The 20,443-nt window shown below is 51.6% G+C and carries 21 protein-coding genes and 3 pseudogenes; 3 read left to right on the top strand and 21 right to left on the bottom strand.

Annotated features, from left to right (window positions below):
* Nucleotides 1-206 precede the first annotated feature (206 nt).
* A complete protein-coding gene (locus tag OGY06_RS13745; RefSeq protein WP_286605498.1) occupies nt 207-1,766 on the bottom strand; it encodes an EAL domain-containing protein in 1,560 nt (519 codons plus the stop codon).
* 269 nt (nt 1,767-2,035) lie between these two features.
* On the opposite strand from OGY06_RS13745, the pseudogene OGY06_RS13750 reads away from it, so the two are divergent.
* Nucleotides 2,036-2,137 (top strand): annotated as a pseudogene (locus tag OGY06_RS13750) (DinI family protein); the annotation flags it as partial.
* 170 nt (nt 2,138-2,307) lie between these two features.
* On the opposite strand, the pseudogene OGY06_RS13755 reads toward OGY06_RS13750, so the two are convergent.
* Nucleotides 2,308-2,763 (bottom strand): annotated as a pseudogene (locus tag OGY06_RS13755) (recombinase family protein); the annotation flags it as partial.
* On the opposite strand from OGY06_RS13755, the pseudogene OGY06_RS13760 reads away from it, so the two are divergent.
* Both OGY06_RS13760 and OGY06_RS13765 read left to right on the top strand, forming a co-directional pair.
* Nucleotides 2,761-3,153 (top strand): annotated as a pseudogene (locus OGY06_RS13760) (phage tail protein); the annotation flags it as partial. The pseudogenes OGY06_RS13755 and OGY06_RS13760 overlap by 3 nt on opposite strands.
* 12 nt (nt 3,154-3,165) lie before the next feature.
* Complete coding sequence (locus OGY06_RS13765) at nt 3,166-3,696, top strand: tail fiber assembly protein (RefSeq protein WP_286605502.1); 531 nt, start codon at nt 3,166-3,168, stop codon at nt 3,694-3,696.
* Here OGY06_RS13765 and OGY06_RS13770 read toward each other — a convergent pair.
* The 19 genes from OGY06_RS13770 to OGY06_RS13860 all read right to left on the bottom strand — a co-directional run bounded on the left by OGY06_RS13770 (nt 3,668) and on the right by OGY06_RS13860 (nt 20,438).
* Nucleotides 3,668-4,207 carry a tail fiber assembly protein gene (locus tag OGY06_RS13770; RefSeq protein WP_286605504.1) on the bottom strand — a complete coding sequence of 180 codons (540 nt, stop codon included), beginning with the start codon at nt 4,205-4,207 and terminating at the stop codon, nt 3,668-3,670. The two genes, OGY06_RS13765 and OGY06_RS13770, sit on opposite strands and share 29 nt — an antisense overlap.
* Before the next feature lie 3 nt (nt 4,208-4,210).
* On the bottom strand, nt 4,211-6,253 hold the full coding sequence (locus tag OGY06_RS23320; protein WP_286605506.1) for a phage tail protein: 2,043 nt from the start codon (nt 6,251-6,253) through the stop codon (nt 4,211-4,213).
* The gene (locus OGY06_RS13780; RefSeq protein WP_286605507.1) at nt 6,246-6,809 is read right to left on the bottom strand and encodes a phage tail protein I; all 564 of its coding nucleotides are present in this window, start codon (nt 6,807-6,809) and stop codon (nt 6,246-6,248) included. Before OGY06_RS13780 ends, OGY06_RS23320 begins: the two co-directional genes overlap by 8 nt.
* On the bottom strand, nt 6,799-7,719 hold the full coding sequence (locus OGY06_RS13785; RefSeq protein ID WP_032943847.1) for a baseplate assembly protein: 921 nt from the start codon (nt 7,717-7,719) through the stop codon (nt 6,799-6,801). The genes OGY06_RS13780 and OGY06_RS13785 overlap by 11 nt, the downstream gene beginning before the upstream one ends.
* A complete protein-coding gene (locus tag OGY06_RS13790; protein WP_032943848.1) occupies nt 7,703-8,056 on the bottom strand; it encodes a GPW/gp25 family protein in 354 nt (117 codons plus the stop codon). Before OGY06_RS13790 ends, OGY06_RS13785 begins: the two co-directional genes overlap by 17 nt.
* 39 nt (nt 8,057-8,095) lie before the next feature.
* A complete protein-coding gene (locus OGY06_RS13795) occupies nt 8,096-9,214 on the bottom strand; it encodes a contractile injection system protein, VgrG/Pvc8 family (RefSeq protein WP_286605510.1) in 1,119 nt (372 codons plus the stop codon).
* Nucleotide 9,215: 1 nt separating this feature from the next.
* Nucleotides 9,216-9,431 carry a tail protein X gene (locus tag OGY06_RS13800; RefSeq protein WP_110248547.1) on the bottom strand — a complete coding sequence of 72 codons (216 nt, stop codon included), beginning with the start codon at nt 9,429-9,431 and terminating at the stop codon, nt 9,216-9,218.
* Entirely contained in the window at nt 9,406-9,867 is a 462-nt protein-coding gene (locus OGY06_RS13805) for a phage tail protein (protein WP_502872899.1), read from the bottom strand. The genes OGY06_RS13800 and OGY06_RS13805 overlap by 26 nt, the downstream gene beginning before the upstream one ends.
* A 5-nt stretch (nt 9,868-9,872) precedes the next feature.
* Nucleotides 9,873-11,798 carry a hypothetical protein gene (locus OGY06_RS13810; protein WP_286605514.1) on the bottom strand — a complete coding sequence of 642 codons (1,926 nt, stop codon included), beginning with the start codon at nt 11,796-11,798 and terminating at the stop codon, nt 9,873-9,875.
* Between the two features lie 102 nt (nt 11,799-11,900).
* Nucleotides 11,901-12,200, bottom strand: a complete 300-nt coding sequence (locus OGY06_RS13815; RefSeq protein WP_286605516.1) for a phage tail assembly protein — start codon at nt 12,198-12,200, stop codon at nt 11,901-11,903.
* A 58-nt stretch (nt 12,201-12,258) separates the two neighbouring features.
* Entirely contained in the window at nt 12,259-12,765 is a 507-nt protein-coding gene (locus OGY06_RS13820) for a phage major tail tube protein (protein WP_016150414.1), read from the bottom strand.
* Nucleotides 12,762-14,231: a phage tail sheath family protein gene (locus OGY06_RS13825; protein ID WP_286605518.1), complete on the bottom strand. Its 1,470-nt coding sequence runs from the start codon at nt 14,229-14,231 to the stop codon at nt 12,762-12,764. Before OGY06_RS13825 ends, OGY06_RS13820 begins: the two co-directional genes overlap by 4 nt.
* Nucleotides 14,232-14,269: 38 nt before the next feature.
* The gene (locus OGY06_RS13830) at nt 14,270-14,887 is read right to left on the bottom strand and encodes a phage baseplate assembly protein V (protein WP_032943854.1); all 618 of its coding nucleotides are present in this window, start codon (nt 14,885-14,887) and stop codon (nt 14,270-14,272) included.
* The gene (locus OGY06_RS13835) at nt 14,880-15,434 is read right to left on the bottom strand and encodes a hypothetical protein (RefSeq protein ID WP_032943855.1); all 555 of its coding nucleotides are present in this window, start codon (nt 15,432-15,434) and stop codon (nt 14,880-14,882) included. Before OGY06_RS13835 ends, OGY06_RS13830 begins: the two co-directional genes overlap by 8 nt.
* An 11-nt stretch (nt 15,435-15,445) precedes the next feature.
* Nucleotides 15,446-16,102: a hypothetical protein gene (locus OGY06_RS13840; protein WP_286605520.1), complete on the bottom strand. Its 657-nt coding sequence runs from the start codon at nt 16,100-16,102 to the stop codon at nt 15,446-15,448.
* A gap of 1 nt (nt 16,103) precedes the next feature.
* Nucleotides 16,104-16,460, bottom strand: a complete 357-nt coding sequence (locus OGY06_RS13845; protein ID WP_181631347.1) for a head-tail joining protein — start codon at nt 16,458-16,460, stop codon at nt 16,104-16,106.
* Nucleotides 16,460-16,795: a capsid cement protein gene (locus tag OGY06_RS13850; protein WP_053389958.1), complete on the bottom strand. Its 336-nt coding sequence runs from the start codon at nt 16,793-16,795 to the stop codon at nt 16,460-16,462. Before OGY06_RS13850 ends, OGY06_RS13845 begins: the two co-directional genes overlap by 1 nt.
* 72 nt (nt 16,796-16,867) lie before the next feature.
* Nucleotides 16,868-18,970 carry a ClpP-like prohead protease/major capsid protein fusion protein gene (locus OGY06_RS13855; protein ID WP_286605524.1) on the bottom strand — a complete coding sequence of 701 codons (2,103 nt, stop codon included), beginning with the start codon at nt 18,968-18,970 and terminating at the stop codon, nt 16,868-16,870.
* Nucleotides 18,927-20,438 carry a phage portal protein gene (locus OGY06_RS13860; protein WP_106902753.1) on the bottom strand — a complete coding sequence of 504 codons (1,512 nt, stop codon included), beginning with the start codon at nt 20,436-20,438 and terminating at the stop codon, nt 18,927-18,929. The genes OGY06_RS13855 and OGY06_RS13860 overlap by 44 nt, the downstream gene beginning before the upstream one ends.
* Between the last annotated feature and the right edge of the window lie 5 nt (nt 20,439-20,443).

Genomic DNA, 20,443 nt, shown 5'->3' on the forward strand with positions numbered 1-20,443 from the left:
GTGGAAGATATTCCCAGTCAATGACGCGTGAAGCCTAACTCGGCCAGCTCTCTGATGAAGCCGAACATGACATTACATACAATTTTGAACCAACTCGCAGATTGAATGCGGCAAGAGATCAAAATCCTTCTGCAGTTAAATTTATATATCTCGCGGTTACACGTGTTATATAGAATGCGAAAACAATGAAAATAAAGTGTTAAATGTTAAGGCAAATTGGCATCCTCGACTAATTTTGTCAATTTATCTATAGATAGTGGCTTTGAGTAATACCACCCTTGGACACCGCACTCAGGGAACATTTCAGTTAAATATTTCACCTGAGTTGATGTTTCTACACCTTCGAAAACGACTTTGTGAGTTATATCTTTAAAAATCTCCACCAACCCTGACAATACATTATTATTTATAGAGCATTCATCGATAGAATCTGTAATTGACTTATCAATTTTAATTTCATCTATTTGTAAATTTGATAGCCAGTTTAAATTTGAATGACCAGTCCCGAAATCATCAATAGCTATTGATATACCTTTATTATTAAATAAAGAAATAACCTTTTGGAGGGAATTTATTTCCGCGCTCTGCCTTTCTGTTAACTCCATCATTATCATACCTGGTTTTATATTTGATTCATCAATCATCTGAAACACTTTTTCTTGAAATGATTCCGACAGAAGGTCTTGAGAACTAACATTAATGCTTATAAAAATATCAAATTCCTCAGAAAGAGACATGGTTTGCTTTACTACCATTCGAAATACAAAATCACTTATTCCCTGGATTAAACCATGCTTCTCTGCAATAGGGATAAAAATATCAGGAGGAATGCTACCAATATCATGATCATCCCATCTAATTAGTGCTTCCACACCAATAATTTTTCCGGTTTTTATTTTATAAATAGGTTGATACACAAGATATAATGATTCGCTTCTTATCGCATTTTTTAATCTTGAAACTAATGATTGCTTACGTGCAACTCTTTGATTATAAAAACCACCCAGAAGAACACCAGTTACAATAGATGTAAAGGAAATCAACAACATCGTTAACCAACTATCGAAACTCATCCACGGAAATTTAACTCCCCCCATGACACAGATATTATTATTTTTATTACAGCTTTGCGTGGTAATAAGTCCTAGTTGGTAGGATTTATCATGCTGAGCCTCTTCAAGAAGATCGACCTGCTCACCAAGTTTGAACAAATGAAGCGAATGATCTCTGTCACCTACAATTGCAGAAAACTCCTTCTCTTCATGGTCTGTAACAAATATATTAAATGCAAATGGTGAAATCGTTATGGCTAATTTTTGATTGCTTAGCAAATCAGCTTTTACATTATTTCCCAGTAACACACCAAAAAACCAAGTTACATTGTCCTTTTCAACTTTTCTATCATAGATATTGAGAAGCAATGGTGCTGGCAACACTCCCCATAAAGCACTACATATGACTGCACCATTTGAAATAAATGATATATCTTTTATAAGAGCATAGGGCCATAAGGCCACTCTTAGAGCATGAAGTTGTAGTTCACTACAAGGACTATAAGCATTAAATATTTCATAACTATCATTTATTTTATCAATCTGTTGAATGAGACTAACACTTCTATTCAAAACTCGTTCTGTATATGATGCAATCCTCTCCTTGTATATATAATACATTGAAATCTCAGACAATGAGAAAAAAATAAAAAATGAAAACGTGATTGATATCACATAAGGCTTAATTCGTTTTAAATTGTGGTTATTCTTCACACCGACCTCTTTATATGCCTGACCCTATGTAACAACATACATTCTACTATCTGTCGTGAATCAAATACATACAGTTAAAACAGATTATCGGCTAAAACAAATATATCTTTATGTTTTTTATTAGAAAAGAACGTTATAAAATAACGCAAAACCACATCCAAGTTAGATTTGTGTTTGCATTTTAGCCAAATAAGTGGCACTTCATCTTGTATTCATAGGTCTAATGTAAAGGATGTAATTCTAAGGGAAATAAGTGTGAAACCGCGCCTTTTCCCGATACTGGTACTTGGGTAAAACCGATGATGACACTGCCGGCGATCAACACTGACACCAGCAAGCACGAGAAGGAACAGATTAGCCGTACTGTTTAGGAAATGTTTGAAGAAGCTGATATGTGGATGGTTTCAGATTAAACGCCTTGAACCTTGATATTGCTTAAGTACAATCCGCCGTGACTGGCAATCATTCAATACTCGCACTATCGAACGTTCGCCAGTCCGCCGCCGCCCGTTCTTGCATACGACGACGCGGTGGCGTCTTCTCAACACCGCGCAGGAAATTTTTTGTATAGCGTTGACACCCCTACATCATAAATTATAGCCACACGTTTTCGTGACTCTCCAGCAGCAATCAACCTTCCAGCCTGAGCCCACTCTTCAGCAGTTAACTTTGGTCGTCTGCCGCCGATCCGACCATCTTCGCGCGCAGCTGCTAAACCAGCCCGTGTTCGCTCAACAATAAGCTCTCTCTCCATCTCCGCAAGCGCTCCCATGACATGAAAGAAAAAGCGTCCCATCGGTGTGGAGGTATCTATACTGTCGGTCAGGCTACGGAAGTTTATGCCGCGTTCCCTCATTTCTTCGACCAACACGACAAGATGCCGCATACTACGACCGAGTCGATCCAGCTTCCAGACCACCAGCGTGTCACCTTCTGATAATGTTTTGAGCACCTTTTTTAAGCCTGGTCGGTCAGACGTTTTTCCACTTATCTTATCGGAACAACTAACGCTCTCGGCGGTAACTCAATTGTTTTGGGCGACAACGACACTGGTTTTAAACAGAACGGTGACGGCATTCTGGATGTTTATGCCAACAGCGCCCATGTTTTCCGTTTTCTCCCCGGCTCCGTTGAAAGCGCGGTGCCGTTAAAAGTTAGTGGAGTTGAAGTTGCAACACAGGCATGGGTGCTACAGAACTTTGTCCAGAATATCGACCTGACGGCACCTGCTGAAGTTGGATTCTGGGATGGGCGGGGCTATCCGCGAGGAACGGATGGTGCAGCCATGTACAACTTTAATATGGTTGGTGGGAGCAGTAACGTCGGTAATTTCATCGTTCGTTATACACGAAAACAGGTGAATAACACCTGGTATGTAATTAACTAAAAGGGAATAAAAATGCAGAGTTTCGGTAAATTCACCCCCTATACACCTGATACCACCGACAGACCAAAAATTATCGATGGTCAGAACGTTCTGTTTTTACAGGATGATAAAGGCAATGACTGGTATGACGTAATTGAGTTTTTTGATGAGTCAAAGACGCTGAAAATCGGCTATGACGATGATGGCGCGGTAAGAACGTTCTCGACAAATATTCATGCATTCTTCCCGGTTAATCTGAGTGTCGCTGAGCTTCCTGCAACAAAAGCTAATTTGCGTGTCACGCTGGGTGATGACTGGTTTTATAAAGACGGTAAATTGCAGCAAATTCGTAATCATCTGGCGGTTGCTGAGGCGGAGCGTGACAACCGTATGGAGGAGGTTACAGCGCGTATTAACTGGCTGGAGGACGCACAAAAAGACGGTGATATCTCAGTCGAGGAAGAAGCAGAACTGGCGGCGCTACGGGCTTATCGTACCGCGCTACGCCGCCTTGATTTAACTACAGCACCAGATGTTAAGTGGCCTGAATATTCGGTGTCGTAGGCCATTCAGGTTTTGAAGTATCTACACGATTCACCATTACGCTGTAGCGCTCCCAGACTTCGAGCGAGGCGATTTCGTCACTGGTAGCAATATCCAGCTTCACCGCCCGTTCAAGCGGAGCAATTGCCGCCATAGCCTCTGCAAGCAGGCTGGATTTTTTTCTTTCGGCCTGCTCTATTAACTCTGATTGCGTATAAACACGAGGAGATACTTTCCCGTCCCGATACTGCCAGCCGCCATCGATCCAAACGTCATCGAATGACGCGGTGTACTCCACCTCTGCAACACTTTTGTCGACTGGCCAAAGCGTCGTTATGTCACGGGAAAAAGAGCGTATAATTCCCTCGTCATCAATGACAAGTTTCATTGTATCTGTGGCAAATTTCTTCTGTGCTTCATACCAGTCTGTTCCATCTTCTGACCGCAAAAACATTACGTTGTGCTTTTCTACTAATTCAGCCTGTTCACCTTCCACAGGATGATAGCGAGTAAATCTTTTAAAAAACCGCATTATTTATACCCGTCCAATTGTGAGCCAGTTACCGTTGATATTTTGCTGAATCCAGGTGTAATAAAACCCCTCGTTGTTGTCCCATTCCCCATTGACCTGAGAGCCAATTAGCACACCTCCGGCTGGCACCAGGCGCTGACCTGAGTTTTTCTCTGCGTCAATATAAGCCACGCCTGATTGTCGGATATTTTGGACAAAGTTTTGCGATACCCACGCTTGAGTTGCGTAATTATCTTTTGGCTGATAACGAGCATCAAAGTTTTCGTAGTTGCCTGGCAAAACCCGATTGCCGCATACCCAATCCGCGTCAGTATTCATGAAGGCCTGCCCATCACTTCCATTTGCTGTGCGGGACTTATTAATCATGTAAATGCCGAACTGATTATTACCCAGCCCGCCAATTATGAAGTGTCTGTCATGATGTTCCTGTCTGACAATTGCCGACGCGCCGTCATTGTCCACAGGTGTAACGTTGGTAAAACAAGGCTGCCTGCGCAAGTCTATCCAACTGCCAGTCCAACCAAATACCTGCACGGCATCAGGAACAATTCTCATCACCTGACGACCATTGGAATAACTATCAAGTACACCGTCGCCGTTCTGTTTTAAACCGGTATCAGCGTCACCCAAAACAATTGAATTCTCGCCCAGGACATTATCAACCCCAATACCCAGTGAGCTGCTAATCTGAGCACCACCGCTGGCGAGTAATTTATGTTCCATCATAACCTCACCCGTTCTCAGATTAATACTGAGTGGGCGCAGTGGGCCGATATCGCCATTCTCCCCCTGATTTTCCAGCGTGGGGATAAGATGCAGGCTCTCTTCCGAACGCCGGAAAATCAGGCCTCGTTGTTCATCAAATATCCTCAGGGCATTAGCTCCATGGATTTTCAGTTCACCGAGCATTGTGTCGCCTGAGCGTTTCAAATCTCTGCGCCAGCCTGGTGAATAGTCATCACCATGATTGATGTAAGTAAACTGAGCACTGAGTGTTCCTCCCCCCGTCGAGGCTGTAGTAACACGAATGGTCATCGCGCCACGGTTGCCCATCACCTCGACTACAGCCCCAGCCAACTGGATATTTCCGCATCCTGTATCCGTGATAGTTCGGTTATCACCGTAAGACCATGAACCTTTGCACATCCAGTATGGATGATTAAATGCCCCCTGATTTTCAAGCCAGACAATAAACTCCGCAGTCGTCCAGTTGCCGCCTCCACCAATGCTTATTCCTCCACTGAAAGCCCTCGCAGCACCGATATTTCGCACGAACCAATCAGGTTGTGGAACATCCGCGCCGTTCTGGTCTTTTTGCAGTGATCCAGCCGCGCGATTTATCGTTTCTACCAAACCAAGGTTTTGTAGAAATAATGCGACATTCGGTATATCAGCGCCGTTCCGGTCTTTCGCCAGTCGCGCATTCGCATTATCCATTACGATCTTAACTGCCGCAGGGGTGGCAGCCTGCGTTTCACTGGTGCTGTTCAACGCGCTGTTAAGTTGAACCAGCCCTCTTTGTTGTGTCGTGCCATCGAGGACACCAATGGATTCACGCGACGTTTTTTGTGCTTCCGCGCCCCGCGCTTTTATCTCTTTCAGGTTCTGGTCAATGCGCAGGAATAAGCCGTCACCTGTAGCAACATTCAGCGTGATATTTGAGGTATCTGATACCGCCAGGCGAAACTGCATGTTAACGCTGACACCACCAACCGGCTTATCGATCGATGGGCAGTTTGCCACCGCGTAAAGCTCTCCGGCGTCAGTCATTAAACCGACTTCGCGAACGGTGAATCCACCAACCCCGGTCGGCAGAACGATTTTTGCCATTAACTGCGTGGACTGCTCCGGTGACACCACCAGCTCAGCGATATCTCCCCGGTAAGTTTCATTGATCAACCGGATTTGCGACGGATCGGGTTTAACCTGCTTGCCATTACTGTCCCCCACCACAAAGTGAGTCAGTACAATCAGGCGACCACTGGCCAGCGCCTCCGCTTCCAGTTCTTTACCCCGGTTAGTGATAATTGAGTAGTAATCAGCCATGAGATTCCCCGGCAAAAATGTCCACATCGATATGCGCTGTTGTCGCACCCGAAATATAAAAAGCCCCGTCCATACCCACATTCGTCATCACATCGATTCTGCTCAGATAGCTGCGCAGGTTCTTGGCCCGATCGGTGAGCTGGCGGATCTGATGATAGAGAGCGTCGCTGACCCCCTCACTGCTCTGTACTTCGATCCGGAAGGTGTAAGGTTCAGCGCGCGGCGTGTCTTCCCACCACTCAACCACGGTCGTGGGCAGGTTCACAGACCCGAGAGAACGGCGTACCGCCCCGGCCGTTCCCCTGTGCTGATGAACATAAGCGGCATCTTTTATCACCTGTCGCTTCTGCGCCTCTGTCCAGCCGTCATCCCAGAAATCAACGGCATGCTCCCAGGCCAGCCAGGGGAGAAGATGCGCCGGACAGGTGTCAGGATTTTTGGACTTGCGCACCTTGTTAGTATCGAGGGTGGCGATTTGCTCAGCGCTGGCCTGCTCCTGCGCCCGCTCTTCATGAAATGCGCCTGGAGGAAGCAGAGATCGAAACTTAGCCGTCATTGCTGCTTACCTCCCTGCGGGTGACATTAATGGCGGTACACCACGGGGCTTTACCCGCTTCCGCTTCCAGATCTGTCACCGGAGAAATCAGCCTTACCCGTACCACACCGGATTGCTGCAGCGCGGCATAAATGGCGGACAGCGGGATGACAGTTTTAATCCGATGGGAAAGCATGGTGTATGACCGTAAAACATCGATGGCATTATTCAGCACCGTACTGGCGTCAGGTCCTTCCGGGATCTCCAGCTCCGCCGTAACGGCATAGTTTGCAATCGTGGCACTTTTTACCGTCACATAGTCCGTTAACGGGCGGATTTCATCCGCATTCAGTGTGCTGTTAACCTTATCAAGCAGGGGCTGTCCCGCTGTCCCATCCCCGGTACGGGACAGGACATAGACATCAACGTAGCCGGGCCGGTTATGGGTTTCCGGCCCATAGGCATCTGCATCCAGCACATCCGTATCGGCAGACTTCGCATGAAAGCGGTATGCGTTACGCGCGCCTGCTGTATTCAGCTGCGCCCATGAAAGCTGGATACGTTCACGAAATGCCGCATCGTCTTCCAGTTCAGGCTCCACTGGCGGGATGGCAAGCGGATCGCCGGGCTTAATAACCTGACGTTTAACGTTGAATGCAGCACCTATCTGGTCAAGGTCTGCCTCTTTTGCACTCGCGAGAAATACCGCCCGCACGGCATCATTAACCCGCTGAAACGCAAGTGTCAGCTGGTAGGCATTCACCTCCCCCTGTTTAAACGTTGGATCGGATTCCACCAGCGCATCAAACTGCTTATCAAGTTCCCGCAGGCGCGCCAGCCACCGGGTGAAGATTTCAGTCGCATCCGGCACCACAATGGCATCCGGTACGTCCAGTTCGGACAGGTTGATCACGTCATAGCTGCTTGCCATAAATCGTTATGTCTCCCGTTCTGACAGGTAAATTGGTTTCCTTGTTGATCCCCTCGATATCCAGCACACAGCCGGACTCCCCTTCAGGAAAGGAAACAAGCACACGTGTTACCTTCAGCCGCGTCTCCCACCGGGCCAGTGCGGTCGCAGACGCGGCGATTATTTGTAGCCGGGTCAAATCATCCCGTGGGTTATCCACCAGCGAAAACAGATCGCTGCCATAGTCACGGACAAGAACCCGGCTCCCGATGGGGGTAGTCAGTATGTCGCTGACGGACTGGCGCAAATGGGCGACGCCGGACAGGCGTTTTCCGGTCCGGTTGTTTACACCGTTCATGATTAAATTCCGTTGCTGAGTCGCCGGATGGCGGGAGGGTTAACCGAAGTAGGACGGGCCTTTTTTGTCCTGCTTTTCTGATTTTTTCGAAGCCGCTGCGGGTTTACGAATATCCACGACAAGGTTGTAGGTGTAGCTGAATCCTGCTGACGTCAGAGAAAAGACCAAAGACTCAACCACCCAGGCCCGATCCTCACGGGAGCCAAAACCGGAAGTCGACACACTTGCTTCTGCTGTCAACGGAACATGTTTAGGGCGACATGGCCCCGTGAGCGTCATTTTCTGCTCGTTACGCTTCGCCTGTGTTTTCCTGGAATTTGCCTGTTGCTCGGCGGTGTTTTTCTCCGACTGGGTATAGGGATTGGTCATCGCCGGGCCATCATGTTCAACGGAGGAGGTCTTTGTCGTGCCGTCCTCCTCGTCGTAATAACGCACACCGATTTTCTCTTTGGCTTTTCCTCCGCTCCCCGTAGCTTTCCCCGTCGAACTCCCCCGCTCACCTTCACTGTAGGACCAGTTTGATACTTCATCCGGAGTGATGGTGATCCCGCCAGTCTGTTTCCCTGAAGCCGTTGCCGTGGCTCCCTGTTGCAAAAAAAGCCAGTAACCTCCCGATGGTTTACTCACTGCGTTGTAGTCACGCGCAAGCCTTGCGAGCAGGTTGGCATCTGATTCCGCCACCTGATCAATATGGTTGATACGAATATCTTTCAACGCGTCGGCCACGCGGGGAATAAGCCCGTTATCGGTGGCCACTGTTTTGACAATATCGGCAAGGCGAAGGTTATCCCAGCTCCGGGTTTTCTGGCTTGTCACATCTCCGGGTTGTTTCTGGGCGTTCATCGGCGCGGCTGTCGCATAAAGCTCAATACGCCTTGGCGGGCCGCTGCTGGAAACACCACTGACAACAAACCAGCCTTTATCGTTCAGCTGATCATTGAATCCCAGAGCAACCCGAAGCCGGGCACCTTTAGTGGGAAGCGACAGCGTTTCAGAGATGAGGCTGATTTTCAGTTCATCGGCTTTCGCTGTTGCCCCACCATAATCCGTCAGGGTCAGTTCACTCAGGCATTGTTGCAGCACCCGGGTGATATCTTTCCCTTCGGCCTGAATGCTGAAGGCCGGCGCATATTCCGGCATCGCTGTCTGATCTGCCATATCAATCCCATAAACTGAATGGCGATTCCGCTACGGGCGTCACCAGATCCGGCAGTGTGATATACAGGCCGGAAGGATACATAGCCCCCTGTTCCGCCAGCCCCTGATTGGCTTCAAGAACCTGAGTCACCGAGTCTGAAAGATTTTCAGTACCGTAATGCACGGCACAAATTGCATCCAGTACATCTCCGTCACGGGTTTGATAGATCGTCGGCATAGTGTTTTAGCGTCATCGTCCAGTTTTTATTTCGGTGACCGCCACCCGGTAAAAACTTACTCGTCGTGTCTGAAAAGTCGGTCACCACCCACCACCCCAGCACATCGCCTTCTCCGCTGACAAGCTGCTGGGGTTTCGCCTGTTCGGCAAGTTCAAATAAATCATTCACCCCTTCCACCCCTTTACGGAAAAAGGCGTGAGACTGCCCTTCAAGCCTGACGGTACGGCCAGGCTTTCCGGTGTACTGAAGAAGGTCCTGTTTGCCGATGCGTTCCTGTTCACTCCAGCGCCAGCTGGCCTCACGGGTGAGCAGATGATAAGCCGCTGTATCAATCGAAAAGGCGAAATTCCCCAGCATCATCATCACGCGGGCTTCCTGCCCACCCCGTAATGCGCCTGTACTGCGCTGACCGGAATCTTCAAATATCGGGATAATTTCACTCACCAGACAAGTCCCCCATCCAGAAGGCTGTTATCACCATTAAAGGCAGAATTGTTTTTCGTCACCGTGGTCACTTCATCGGCAATGGCTTTCTCATCCTGTCCCGGTGCAGCATTAATTTCGAAGTGGTATTCAAATTTGCGGTTATCGGTTATCTGCCGTGATGGCGGCTGCTTATCCAATATATCCATTTTCTGAAGCAGACTTTCCCAGTAACCGCCCGTGCTCTCGTCTTTCAGAATCAGCGGCTCAGCAGGTGACCTGTCTGTTGCAGTAAGATTCCTGTCCTGCTGCCCGGCGGGAAGAAGGGGAGCATTCGGATACTTTTCCCCTGCGCAGGCGCTTTCTCCTTCCCCCTGGCTGTACGTCAGCCCTGATGGTTCTCTTTTCCACTGACTGGCAGATGTTACCGGCTCATGCGCGTAATTATCCCAGGCTCCGGTACTGCTTTCCGGGGCCTCTTTAACGGTTTGCGCTGCATGCTCCTTGTTTTGCTGTAGCGCGGCATTCCAGTTTAAAAGCGAGTCGCCGCCTTCCGGTGACAGATATTTATCAAGCGATTTGTTAAATGTTTCATCATCAGAATCAAAGCCAAACAATCCCCGGGTGGATTCCCAGGAGTGCTTAACTTTTTGCGGCAGGTCCGGACGCTCTTTCAGTTGCTGGTCAAACCATTCCCCCTGTCCATTCTGGCTGGCCCTGAAACGCGCTCTTTCTACCCCATTTGCCGCAAGCGTTTTGAGGACGTCACGCTGGTCATTACGGTCATCCGGAAGCAGCCAGGACAGCTTTTTAGCCAGTGCATAAATAATTTTGCCGACAAAAACCACCCCCTGCCCGAACGACAGAACACCGGGATAAAGGTCATTTCGCAGGAAAGTCACAATGCGCTTGATCCCGCCACCTTTGAACCAGTCGGCAAGATCATTCGTCAGGTTACGGATATCCGGCGCCAGTTCATTTCCCAGTTGCCCGGAAATTTCTGCGACCGCAGAAGAGAAAACAGTGCGGAGATTATTGATAGCCTGATTACCCGCAACCGCCCCATCAGCTCCCTCTTTGGTCACAATGTTGTAGCGCCGCTGTTCGTCCATCAGGTCGCGATAGCTCCGGCCAGACTGCTTGATAAGCATCAGCAGTTTGCTCGCTTCCCCGCCAAAAAGGGAATCCAGTGCGAAGGAAGCTTTTGACTCGTCCTGAAGGCTGAGCGCCCGTTCAACAATTTTGTCGAACTGCGCCATATCGCTGAGCCCGGCAAAATCCCCCGCTTTGAAACCGAGCGTTTCAAACGCATCCTGCAGCGAGCCCTGCTTACCGTTCTGCTTATACTCCCCGGATTTGTGCAGATACTCTTCAAAGAGATCGCCAATGTTTTCCGCATTCATGTCGTACTGCTTCGCCAGAGAATCCCAGGCATTAAATGTGGCCACGTCCACGCCGTAACTTTTTGCGACATTAGTGCGGGTTGCCGTTTCAGCATTGGTGGCGGCTGGCGCTATCAGTGTGCCAAGTGCTGAAGCCACTACACCGCCACCGCCAATAGCCAGCCCGGATCCAAACATCCCGCCCACCTGGCCAGCAATCCCCAGACCGCGCCGGAACAGACCTTTACCGGCACCCTTGAACGCCTGAATGCGCTGTGCTTTTTGCATCTGTACATTCAGTTTCTGCTGCTCCGCCTCCGTTTTGCGGATTTCCCTGGAAACATCGGTATAGCGGCGCTTCAAATCTCCCAGGCTTTCACCGGCCAGTTTGGCGCGTTTGATTTCTGCTGCCAGTCTGGTCTGGTCTTTTGTCAGTCGTTCAGACTGCTTTCCGACATCCTTCAGGCTTTTTTGCAGACCATCTGCAGATCGTTTCCATGAATTATCCAGGTTTCCGCCAAAGGTAATGACGGCCTTAAGGTTCTGGCTTATTCCGCCCATGGTTTATCGTCTCCAGTTCGTCTGTCAAAAAATCAGAGAAAGTGCTGAACGGCATATCGAGGTATTCCGCCATCGGAAAATGCAGTCGCCGCCCCAGAAATCTTATTGCCCGGAGGAGCCCGCCTTCGGTCGCTTCGCGGGCGGGAGCATAAAAACGTTAAAGGCATCCAGCAGCTGTGAGTAATCTGCCGCCGTCATCAGCCAGAGATCCTGCTCACTGAGATTGCACAGCAGCGCAATCATGCGGGCTTCTTTCTCTTCTTCGTTGCCGCGGTCTTTGGCATGAGTGATTCGATCGCGAACCAGCGGTTCACGCATGGTGACTTCATCGATCACAACCCCGCTATCAAGTGATACGGGGGAATACAGTTTTATAACGCGGGTTTCACCAGGAAAGATCATAATGTGCTCCATAAAAAAACGGCCCGCAGGCCGTTACAGTGGTGGGATAACAGTAAAATCAGAGACGCACTTTGGCAGCCAGGCCAGAAAGCACATCCACGCCATTCACCCGGCGGGCGAAACGCTCTGTATCGATGGCGAACAGTTCGCGCCCGTCCAGTGACTGACGGTAGTAGCTGACAGCAATATCAACCGTCACGGCATTTTCGGAAAGCGTGTCCTTACTCCGCGCATCCGGCGTGACAGTCTGTACAAACCCCTCAATTTCCTCAACCGTACCGCGTGCAGTGCCGTTACCGAGATAGCCCTGATAAGCCGTAAAGCGTGAACGGCTGCCGCTGACAAAACCAAAGCTGGCCAGCATATCCGTGTCTATCCCATAAAATTTAACCTGACAGGTCAGTGCTTCCATGCCGTCATCAACCGGGGTGGGCGCATCCTGTGCGCCGGTACGCAAATCCGTTTTAACAATAGCCAGAGACGGCGGCGTAAATTCATGCGCCCCCTGGATACGGATCCCCTGCCGGAAGAAGGTCCAGACGCGTAGTGTGTTTTTATCGCTCATGCTGCAAGCATCTCCTCAAGCGCATAGTTATTGTTCACCCGGACGCGCAGGCTGATAAGTTCAGTCGGCGATTTCGGACCAAAGTCATAATTGATGTACAGGGCACCCGACGCCATGGTTTCCGCGGTGTTCAGTTCTTCATCCAGCCAGGCCCGCCCACCGAATATAGCGCCAAGACCGACCAGTTGCCGCATATAGGCATTGATGGTACCGATAATGTCATCCGCATTTTCCCGGTCCAGTGGGCGGTCAACATACTCCAGCATGGTTTCCTGAATGCTGTCCTCAATAACATCAGCAGTACGGCGGACAGATTCAAAACGCCACTGTGGATTGGTAGCACACAGACGGTTCCCCCAGTGTTTAAAACCCGCCCGGCGGATAATGGTGGACACGTTCTGCATGTTGAGCAGGTTTGCATCGCAGTTCTCATCCCCGAGGATAAATTCATCGATCTGCTCAACACCGAGGATGTTGTTGATGTCCTGGTTCGACTTGCTCCACCACCAGCCTTTTTCAAAGTCGATGCGGGCGCGTAACCCGGCAGCAAACGCAGAGTAAGGCCGATAAACCAGCTGGCCATCTGCATCGCTTGCCTGGACCCGCGGGCGCAACAGTTCAGTTCGTGCGCCATAGGACTGGCGACGCTGTACCACTTCCTGCAGCGTCGCACCGGAGGCGCAGTCAACATATGCAACGGCGCGCAATTTCCCGGCCACGGTTTCCAGTCCCTTACCAACCGCATCGTCCTCACTGAATCCCGGCGCTATCACAATACGCGGCTGGTACGTGGTAACAGATTTCGCTGAAGACAGGGTGCCGATCCCCTTCAGTACCGCAGCGCGTCGTTTTGCCACATCGTTTTCATCTGCCACACGCACCACCACCGCCAGCGCATTACGCTGAACGTTAATGTCTGTCAGTGCCTGTTTCAGCGTACCTTTTTCACCCAGGCGGGATAACAGCGTGGTGCCGACGACCGTCACCGGCGTATTGAGTGGAAAGGGTTCATCTTCACCCCCCGCTAATTGCAGGCTGAAGGGCTGGACAATCCCGTCACCGCGCCCACTCGCACTGACTTTTGCGCCATCAACACCACCGACAGCCTCAGCAACGTCTTCGGGTTTAGCTGTGATAACACCGTGCTCATCACAACCCAGCGTGATTTTCAGTGTCAGCGATTCAGGCTCCCAGCTTGCTGACGTCACAACCGCAGCAGGATTTTCGGCTGCCGGCTGTCCGGCCAGCGCAGCGACATTGATGACATTACCTTCCCGCCCCTTAATGGTTGCAGTGAAGTCGATAACGTTATCGAGAATGGGTGTACCGGATGATCCCGATGCGGCTGTTCCCCCCGACGCATCAGGTGCTGTTCCCACCAGGCCGATAATGGCGGTCTGAATCGTGGTAACCGCCACCGTACCCGAGGTGAGTTCAATAGTTTCAACGCCATGTAACTGAGACATGTTTTTTCTCCAGGCATAAAAAAACCTGCCGCAGCAGGTCACATTTTCTGATTAGGTTTATCGGTGAGCCCGCCGCTGTCGCCGCGGTGATCGTGGTTGTTAAAGACTTCACGTATCTTGCTCATGCTGCCGGATTTATCCGTTATCTCCTTTGACGCCCCGATATTCCCTGCAACCGACGTGTCAGCATTAATCTGGGTTTTGCCATGAACTGTCAGGGTATCGGTAATTTCTACCGGACCATCCAGCGTGCCTTTACCGACAATTTTGTAAGTTCCACCATCAGCCAGCGTAATCGTCAGGGCATGCGCGTTCCTGTCATAACGGATCTCGGTCCCGTCGCTGTAACGGGTAATGTGCTCGCTGTCACTTCCTTCCGGCACCGGCAGCTTTCCTGTGTTCCAGCCGGGAAACACCCGTCCGTTGTTGAGTTCTCCGGCTTCGGACAGGACCGTAACCGCATCCCCCACGGCATAAGGATTTGAATCAGCACGGTTAGTTCCTGAAAACCCCTGGCACAACGGCAGCCAGGTCGTGATGATATCCCCCAAATCCACCCGGCATTTTGGGATGCGATCGTGCCTGACGGAATGAATAACACCGCGCCGGACAAGGTTCGCCAGTCTGCGCTGCAGGTCACCTTCTATATCACTCATCGGGCTGAGCCTCCCAGATAAGCTGATAGTCATCCACGTGATTACGGCCCGTATCAGGTGCAGCACCCAGCCAGGCCTGCTGCAGAGGCATGCCATTGTGTGCAAAGGGGTCAGTACCAAATGCAGCCGCCTGGGTGAATGAAATACGCCAGACCAGATAATCATCCATTCGCGGATCAAACTCATCACGTTCAGCCGTGGTGAATACCGCAGGCTCAATATGGCCCAGACCAAACTGCTGCCCGTCAATCCACTGGGTAATATCGGCCGCAGCGGTTCTGACAAAAATCTCAGGCTGACTCACACCCGATCCGGCGGCATCCACCACCACGAAGAGATCACAGGTTAAATTAACGCTCAGTTGCCCCTCATTACCTCCACCCTGTTCCCAGCTGTTAATCGAGAAATACACCGCGGGCGTGGTCAGGCCCGAAAAGCGGGGAACATTTCGTTCCGGATACGCACCGGCATCACGCACCCATCCGATTTTTTTTAATGCGTCAGTCACGGCATCGTGATACCGCCCCAGCAACAGTGGCTCGGCCATCGTTCGTTACCTCAGACAGAAATACGGGCTTTTACGCGCCCGCGAATGTCGGTTTCAAAGTGATGCATAAAAATCTCCATCGCTTCCGCAAATGCGTTGTCCTCGATGTAGTTCAGCATCGGTTCGTAGATATCCATTTCTGCTTCGCGTGTCCGGCGGGTCAGGGGATCGCGAATAACCACCGTCCGGCGATTATCCCGTTTTGAACGGGACACCTCCCCGTTTTCAAACGACCGTTCGCTCAGCAGATTACCTTTTGGGGAAAATCCGGCGTTTTCTGCCTGGCGGCGCGCTTTAATAAAACGCCCCGTGTTGCGGTCACGCCGGGTATGGTGCGGTCGCAGCCGCCCGTTGATTCGTCCTTTAAGGTCTTTCACCTTAATGGCATTCAGCCCGAACCAGAGCCGGAAGTTATCCAGTTGCGATCCCCTGTCCAGACGAAAAGACAGCAGACGGTGCCGGACCATATCCATACTGCGTGGGGCCAGCCCTCCTTTCAGATCCGCCATCGCTTTCTTACGCAGCGTGGCGGCAGTACGCCTGAGTGCGCGCGAGTATGCTGCACGGAACTGTTTTTGCGTCGCACCGATACTGTCCGCAATTCGCCAGATAACATTCACATCAATATCGACGGGTAAATCCCGTCGCAGTCGAGACTCCCGCGCCATATCAGCTCCATTTATCGATCTGAGGCTGTGTTTTGCCGGGTTCCCCATATGCCAGCGTGACGCGGGTCCGCCCTTCTTCATCCGCGCCGATATGTGTCACCCGGTAAGGGATGGTGTTGATCACGACACCGTCATGTTTTTCGAGACCGGAAATATCCGCAGTCATTGCACTGAACGCCGGGGATTGGTTCTGAATTTCCCCGCCACCCGGTACACCCGACAGCGCATCCGGTGATTCAAAAATCACGGTCACCAGACGCGGGCCTTCACCCGTTTGCAGGCATGCAGGGACTTCTTCGGCAAACGCCCGGTTAATCCGGGCATCTGCTTTAGCCAAACGCTCCCGGAACCGGCTCATCAGAACCCCAGGCGGACGGCAACATCAGCATCATCCGCCTCAGCTGCTCCCCAGGCGGAACCAACAACCGGGTTTGGCGTTGCATCATCGCCTTTTGCCACCGTCAGCTTGCCGGCAGCCAGATACAGTTTCTGGCCTGCCGCAATTTCTTCTGCCGCTTTAGGCAGCACAAAAACACCGGCCATATGCAGTGTTCCCCACTCGCCAGCAGGAATATCGCTGTGTGCCACCCCGGCAATTCCGCCGACCGTCACCAGCGCACCGGATGAAACGGCATCAACACCCGCATTGTGATAATCCAGTGTGGTACCGTCCTGCTGATAGTTATTCGCCATGTTTTTTCTCCATAAAAGGAAAAGGCGACCAGCGCCGCCTTCAGGGATAAAAAAACCGCCAGGCGGCGGTCGTTATTTTTTGGTGACTTTAACCAGCCCGCGCCAGTCAAGCGGGGCCACACCCGCATCAATGCGCACCATGAATGCGGCACCGTCTACAGTAAAGCCCTGCTGCTGTTCCAGATATGGCGTGTCGATACCGTCCAGATAGGCCACTTCAATGGTGTCGCGCCCCTGCGCAGCAGTCAGATAAAAATCCGTCGGGCTGCTGTCATCCAGGCGGGCCTCAGAAGCCACTGTCACAAAGTTCTGGATCGGGTTAACGATCCCGCTGTTCGCGTCTGCGCCCGGTACGCTGGCGGACTTAATCAGCTGGTTTGCCCGTGACTCAATTGCCACTGGCGTCAGCATGTAGGCCGGACGAATATTCAGACGACGATCGCCGGATTTTTGCAGCAGCATTGCCTTACGTGCAGTATCCAGCCCTTCAATACTCAGATCGGCTGCAACAAGGTTGCCATGATCGGCGTGGAACAACGGCTTACCGTCCGACATTTTCGGGTTGCTGGTCAGTACAGCCCAGACCAGATCGCCGACAGTGGCTCGCGCAGCAAGCCCCATTGCCTGCGGGATACGCGTCAGCATATCCAGGTCGTCGTTGATGATAGTCTGGCGGTCAATGCTGAAGAGCTCACCATAGGTGGCCAGTGCAATCGGCTCACCGCGATCTTTAATGGTGACATATTTATATTCCGCCCCGGCGCGAACCTTACGCAGCGATGCCAGTGATTCCAGGCCAACGCGGTGCGCGGTTTTGAAATCGGTCAGTGTGCCTTTACGGGTCCACTGTTCGAATGTTTCGCTGGCCTCATCCCAGCCAAGCAATGCCGCCTTATGCGCCACATCCATCAGGATATTGCCGAAATCGCTGCTGCTATGGGTGAACGCCAGCCCAACCATCGCCTGTGCGGTACCGACACCAGAAATACCGATACCACGATCCACCAGCGAGGCGCGGGCCAGTTCGCGCAGGGTATACCCGTTGTAGGCGTTATCTTTTTCCGCCTGCGCATAGCCCGCACGGTTCATCACCGCCGCACGAATGGAATCACCAACAATATTCCCGTTACCCGCATGGATGTGAACTGCACCCGGACCGGCACTCGGGGTAGTCCCTGCCGCCAGCGCACTGAGCAATTTGGTGCGGGCCTGTTCCGCTGAGCAGGAAATATCCGTGATGCATTCCGCTTTCAGCGAACCGAAAGCAGGAAACGCATCAAACACAGCGGAAACTGCGCTGACTCGTTGAGTATTCGCTGCCTGCATCTGCTGCTGGAGCTGGGCGGCCAGCGCGGTAATGTCGATATTTCCTGCCAGCGGTTGCTGGGTGGGTTGCTGTGCCGGTGGGTTATTTGCGGCCTGCGGCGCCGGGTTTTGTGCGGGCTGCGGCTGACTGACAGGAGCTTCGGCACGCGGCCCAAAAAGGTTGTTAATCTGTTCTGGCATATTCTGGTAATCCTTCAGTTTATTTTGATTCACACAGGCCGCGGCCTGCAGTTCTGGTTCAAGCGTGTCAGCGAAACCTTTTTCCACCGCCTCCGCGCCATTAAGCCAGGTTTCAGCTTTCAGCATCGCCTCCAGTTCTTCCTGCCCCAGCCCGGTCTTGTTCATGTAGGCACTGAGCATCAGCGCTTCATTACGATCAAGCCAGGCAGCGTAATCACGTATGTCATCGGAATCCCCGGCGATCCCGCCCCACGGCTTGTGTACCATCAGCCAGGCGTTTTCCGGCATATGCACCGTGGCACCGGGCAGGCAGACAATCATTGAAGCCATACTGGCAGCCACGCCGTCCACCCAGATATCCAGCTTCGCCTTCAGACGGGACAAGGTGTTAAAGATGGCAAATCCCTGCATCACATCGCCGCCCGGGCTGTGGATATGCAGATCGACGGCGCTGGCCTCAAACACCCCGGCCTCCTTACAGTCGGAGACGAACTGCTGAGCAGTAATCCCCCAGCCGCCGATCACGTCATAGAGAAATATTTCCACACGCCCTGCAGCCAGTGCGCGAATCTCATACCAGCACTGACCGTTTGCGGCATCGATACCAGCCACACTGGCGCGGGGGTTAATCATCGTCCCGTGACGGGGCGGGCTTATCATTTGCTGCATCAGGGAGCACTCCTTTATCGTTGGCGGCGTCTGAGTCGAACACCAGCCCGTTTTCTCGGTTGAATTTGGTTTCCCGGAGACGCTGACGTTTCACCTCCTGCGGATTCTGACCACGTGCGCGCGTCCATTCGGCTTCTGTGCCAGCCCCCCCACGGACAATTGCCTTCCAGGCAGCAGCCTCTTTTCCCGGATCAATCCATGGCATGACTGGCCCAAGATAGAGCGCGTTGTAAAGGGATTTTTTGTCGACATCTTTGGGGATGGTAACGCCGCTAAGCAACGCCATTGCCAGCCAGTTTCGGTATACAGGACGGCTTTGCTGCCCAACAAACCACTGCTGCAGCACGTTGTAACCTTCAAAACTCTCTACCAGCTCCTGCCGTTGTGAACTGTAGGTACCGTTGTAATCCCGCGCGATACTGGAATAACTGCCACGAGTCCCCGCCGCCACAGCGCGCATCTGACCGTTCCTGAACTCATAAAGATGAACATTCGGGCGATTCGACTCCACCATGCCCAGATCCTCGCCTGGCTTTAGCTCGTCGTAAATCATCCCCGGCGCAATATCGTAATGGCGCTGTCCACCCGGTGTTGAAAACTCGGTTTCTGTATCAAGAGACTGAGCATCCCCACGTTTGATATAGAAACCCAGCGCCGCCGCAATACGTGCCGCCACGCGCTCACTCTCTTCATAATCCTTAATATCGGAGAGCCGGGTGATCACGCCATGGATGAGGCTGATCCCCCTTAACTGATGAAGCCGTTTACGCATAGCCAGGTGCAGCATGCTGTCAGCCGAAACAGTTTTTAAATCAGCATTGAGTCCCGCAAAACTGGCAGGATGGTTCTTATAAACTCTGTAGCCCGTCGGTCGACCCCAGGCATTGACAATAATCCCCTGGCGGATCTGCTGCCCGGAGGTACTATTCAGGTTAAACGGAACAAAATCCGCCTCCAGCAGTTCAAGAGAAAACGGTACCTGGGTTGAATGCTGCAAACCGGCTACATTTCCCCGCACCATCTGTGTAAACACTTCACCATCACGCAGTGCTGAACGTAACAAAAGCCGCTCTGCTTCCGGACGGGTAAACATCCCGGTCACTTCCGGACGAACCGACCATTCCGCCCAGAGCGCGGATAACTGACCAGCAAACTCAGAGTGAAGATTACCCTCAAGATCAAGCGGCTGCGGTTCAACGTGGATCCCGTGAGCACCGATAACCCGATCCTCCATCTTGTCAAAAAGACCAATCACCAGATCATGGTTTTCATCAAGCCAGCGGGCCTGCTCTCGTAATGAAGTACCGGCTGCAAATACAGCGGTGTCCGCTGACCGGGATTCACGTTTCCCCTTATGCAGACGAGTCGGATTTGCTGCCTCATAGGCTCTGAGTCTGAGTCGGTTTTGTGCGCGTGATGCCGCCCACCCGGGCGATATTGCGCCCAGTGCCTTTTCAAAAAATCCCATGATTT

Origin of the sequence: Citrobacter sp. Cpo147, assembly GCF_030332405.1 — a bacterium.
In the GTDB taxonomy this organism is placed as follows: domain Bacteria; phylum Pseudomonadota; class Gammaproteobacteria; order Enterobacterales; family Enterobacteriaceae; genus Citrobacter; species Citrobacter portucalensis.

Bases quoted from the DNA above. Each gene is read 5' to 3' on its own strand.
- OGY06_RS13840 (WP_286605520.1), bottom strand. From the start codon at position 16,102: ATGGCGCGGGAGTCTCGACTGCGACGGGATTTACCCGTCGATATTGAT.
- OGY06_RS13855 (WP_286605524.1), bottom strand. From the start codon at position 18,970: ATGCAGCAAATGATAAGCCCGCCCCGTCACGGGACGATGATTAACCCC.
- OGY06_RS13815 (WP_286605516.1), bottom strand. From the start codon at position 12,200: ATGATCTTTCCTGGTGAAACCCGCGTTATAAAACTGTATTCCCCCGTA.
- OGY06_RS13830 (WP_032943854.1), bottom strand. From the start codon at position 14,887: ATGAGTGATATAGAAGGTGACCTGCAGCGCAGACTGGCGAACCTTGTC.
- OGY06_RS13770 (WP_286605504.1), bottom strand. From the start codon at position 4,207: ATGCGGTTTTTTAAAAGATTTACTCGCTATCATCCTGTGGAAGGTGAA.
- OGY06_RS13795 (WP_286605510.1), bottom strand. From the start codon at position 9,214: ATGGCAGATCAGACAGCGATGCCGGAATATGCGCCGGCCTTCAGCATT.
- OGY06_RS13800 (WP_110248547.1), bottom strand. From the start codon at position 9,431: ATGCCGACGATCTATCAAACCCGTGACGGAGATGTACTGGATGCAATT.
- OGY06_RS13810 (WP_286605514.1), bottom strand. From the start codon at position 11,798: ATGGGCGGAATAAGCCAGAACCTTAAGGCCGTCATTACCTTTGGCGGA.
- OGY06_RS13850 (WP_053389958.1), bottom strand. From the start codon at position 16,795: ATGGCGAATAACTATCAGCAGGACGGTACCACACTGGATTATCACAAT.
- OGY06_RS13835 (WP_032943855.1), bottom strand. From the start codon at position 15,434: ATGGCCGAGCCACTGTTGCTGGGGCGGTATCACGATGCCGTGACTGAC.
- OGY06_RS13860 (WP_106902753.1), bottom strand. From the start codon at position 20,438: ATGGGATTTTTTGAAAAGGCACTGGGCGCAATATCGCCCGGGTGGGCG.
- OGY06_RS23320 (WP_286605506.1), bottom strand. From the start codon at position 6,253: ATGGCTGATTACTACTCAATTATCACTAACCGGGGTAAAGAACTGGAA.
- OGY06_RS13820 (WP_016150414.1), bottom strand. From the start codon at position 12,765: ATGAGCGATAAAAACACACTACGCGTCTGGACCTTCTTCCGGCAGGGG.
- OGY06_RS13845 (WP_181631347.1), bottom strand. From the start codon at position 16,460: ATGAGCCGGTTCCGGGAGCGTTTGGCTAAAGCAGATGCCCGGATTAAC.
- OGY06_RS13785 (WP_032943847.1), bottom strand. From the start codon at position 7,719: ATGGCAAGCAGCTATGACGTGATCAACCTGTCCGAACTGGACGTACCG.
- OGY06_RS13765 (WP_286605502.1), top strand. From the start codon at position 3,166: ATGCAGAGTTTCGGTAAATTCACCCCCTATACACCTGATACCACCGAC.
- OGY06_RS13825 (WP_286605518.1), bottom strand. From the start codon at position 14,231: ATGTCTCAGTTACATGGCGTTGAAACTATTGAACTCACCTCGGGTACG.
- OGY06_RS13790 (WP_032943848.1), bottom strand. From the start codon at position 8,056: ATGAACGGTGTAAACAACCGGACCGGAAAACGCCTGTCCGGCGTCGCC.
- OGY06_RS13780 (WP_286605507.1), bottom strand. From the start codon at position 6,809: ATGACGGCTAAGTTTCGATCTCTGCTTCCTCCAGGCGCATTTCATGAA.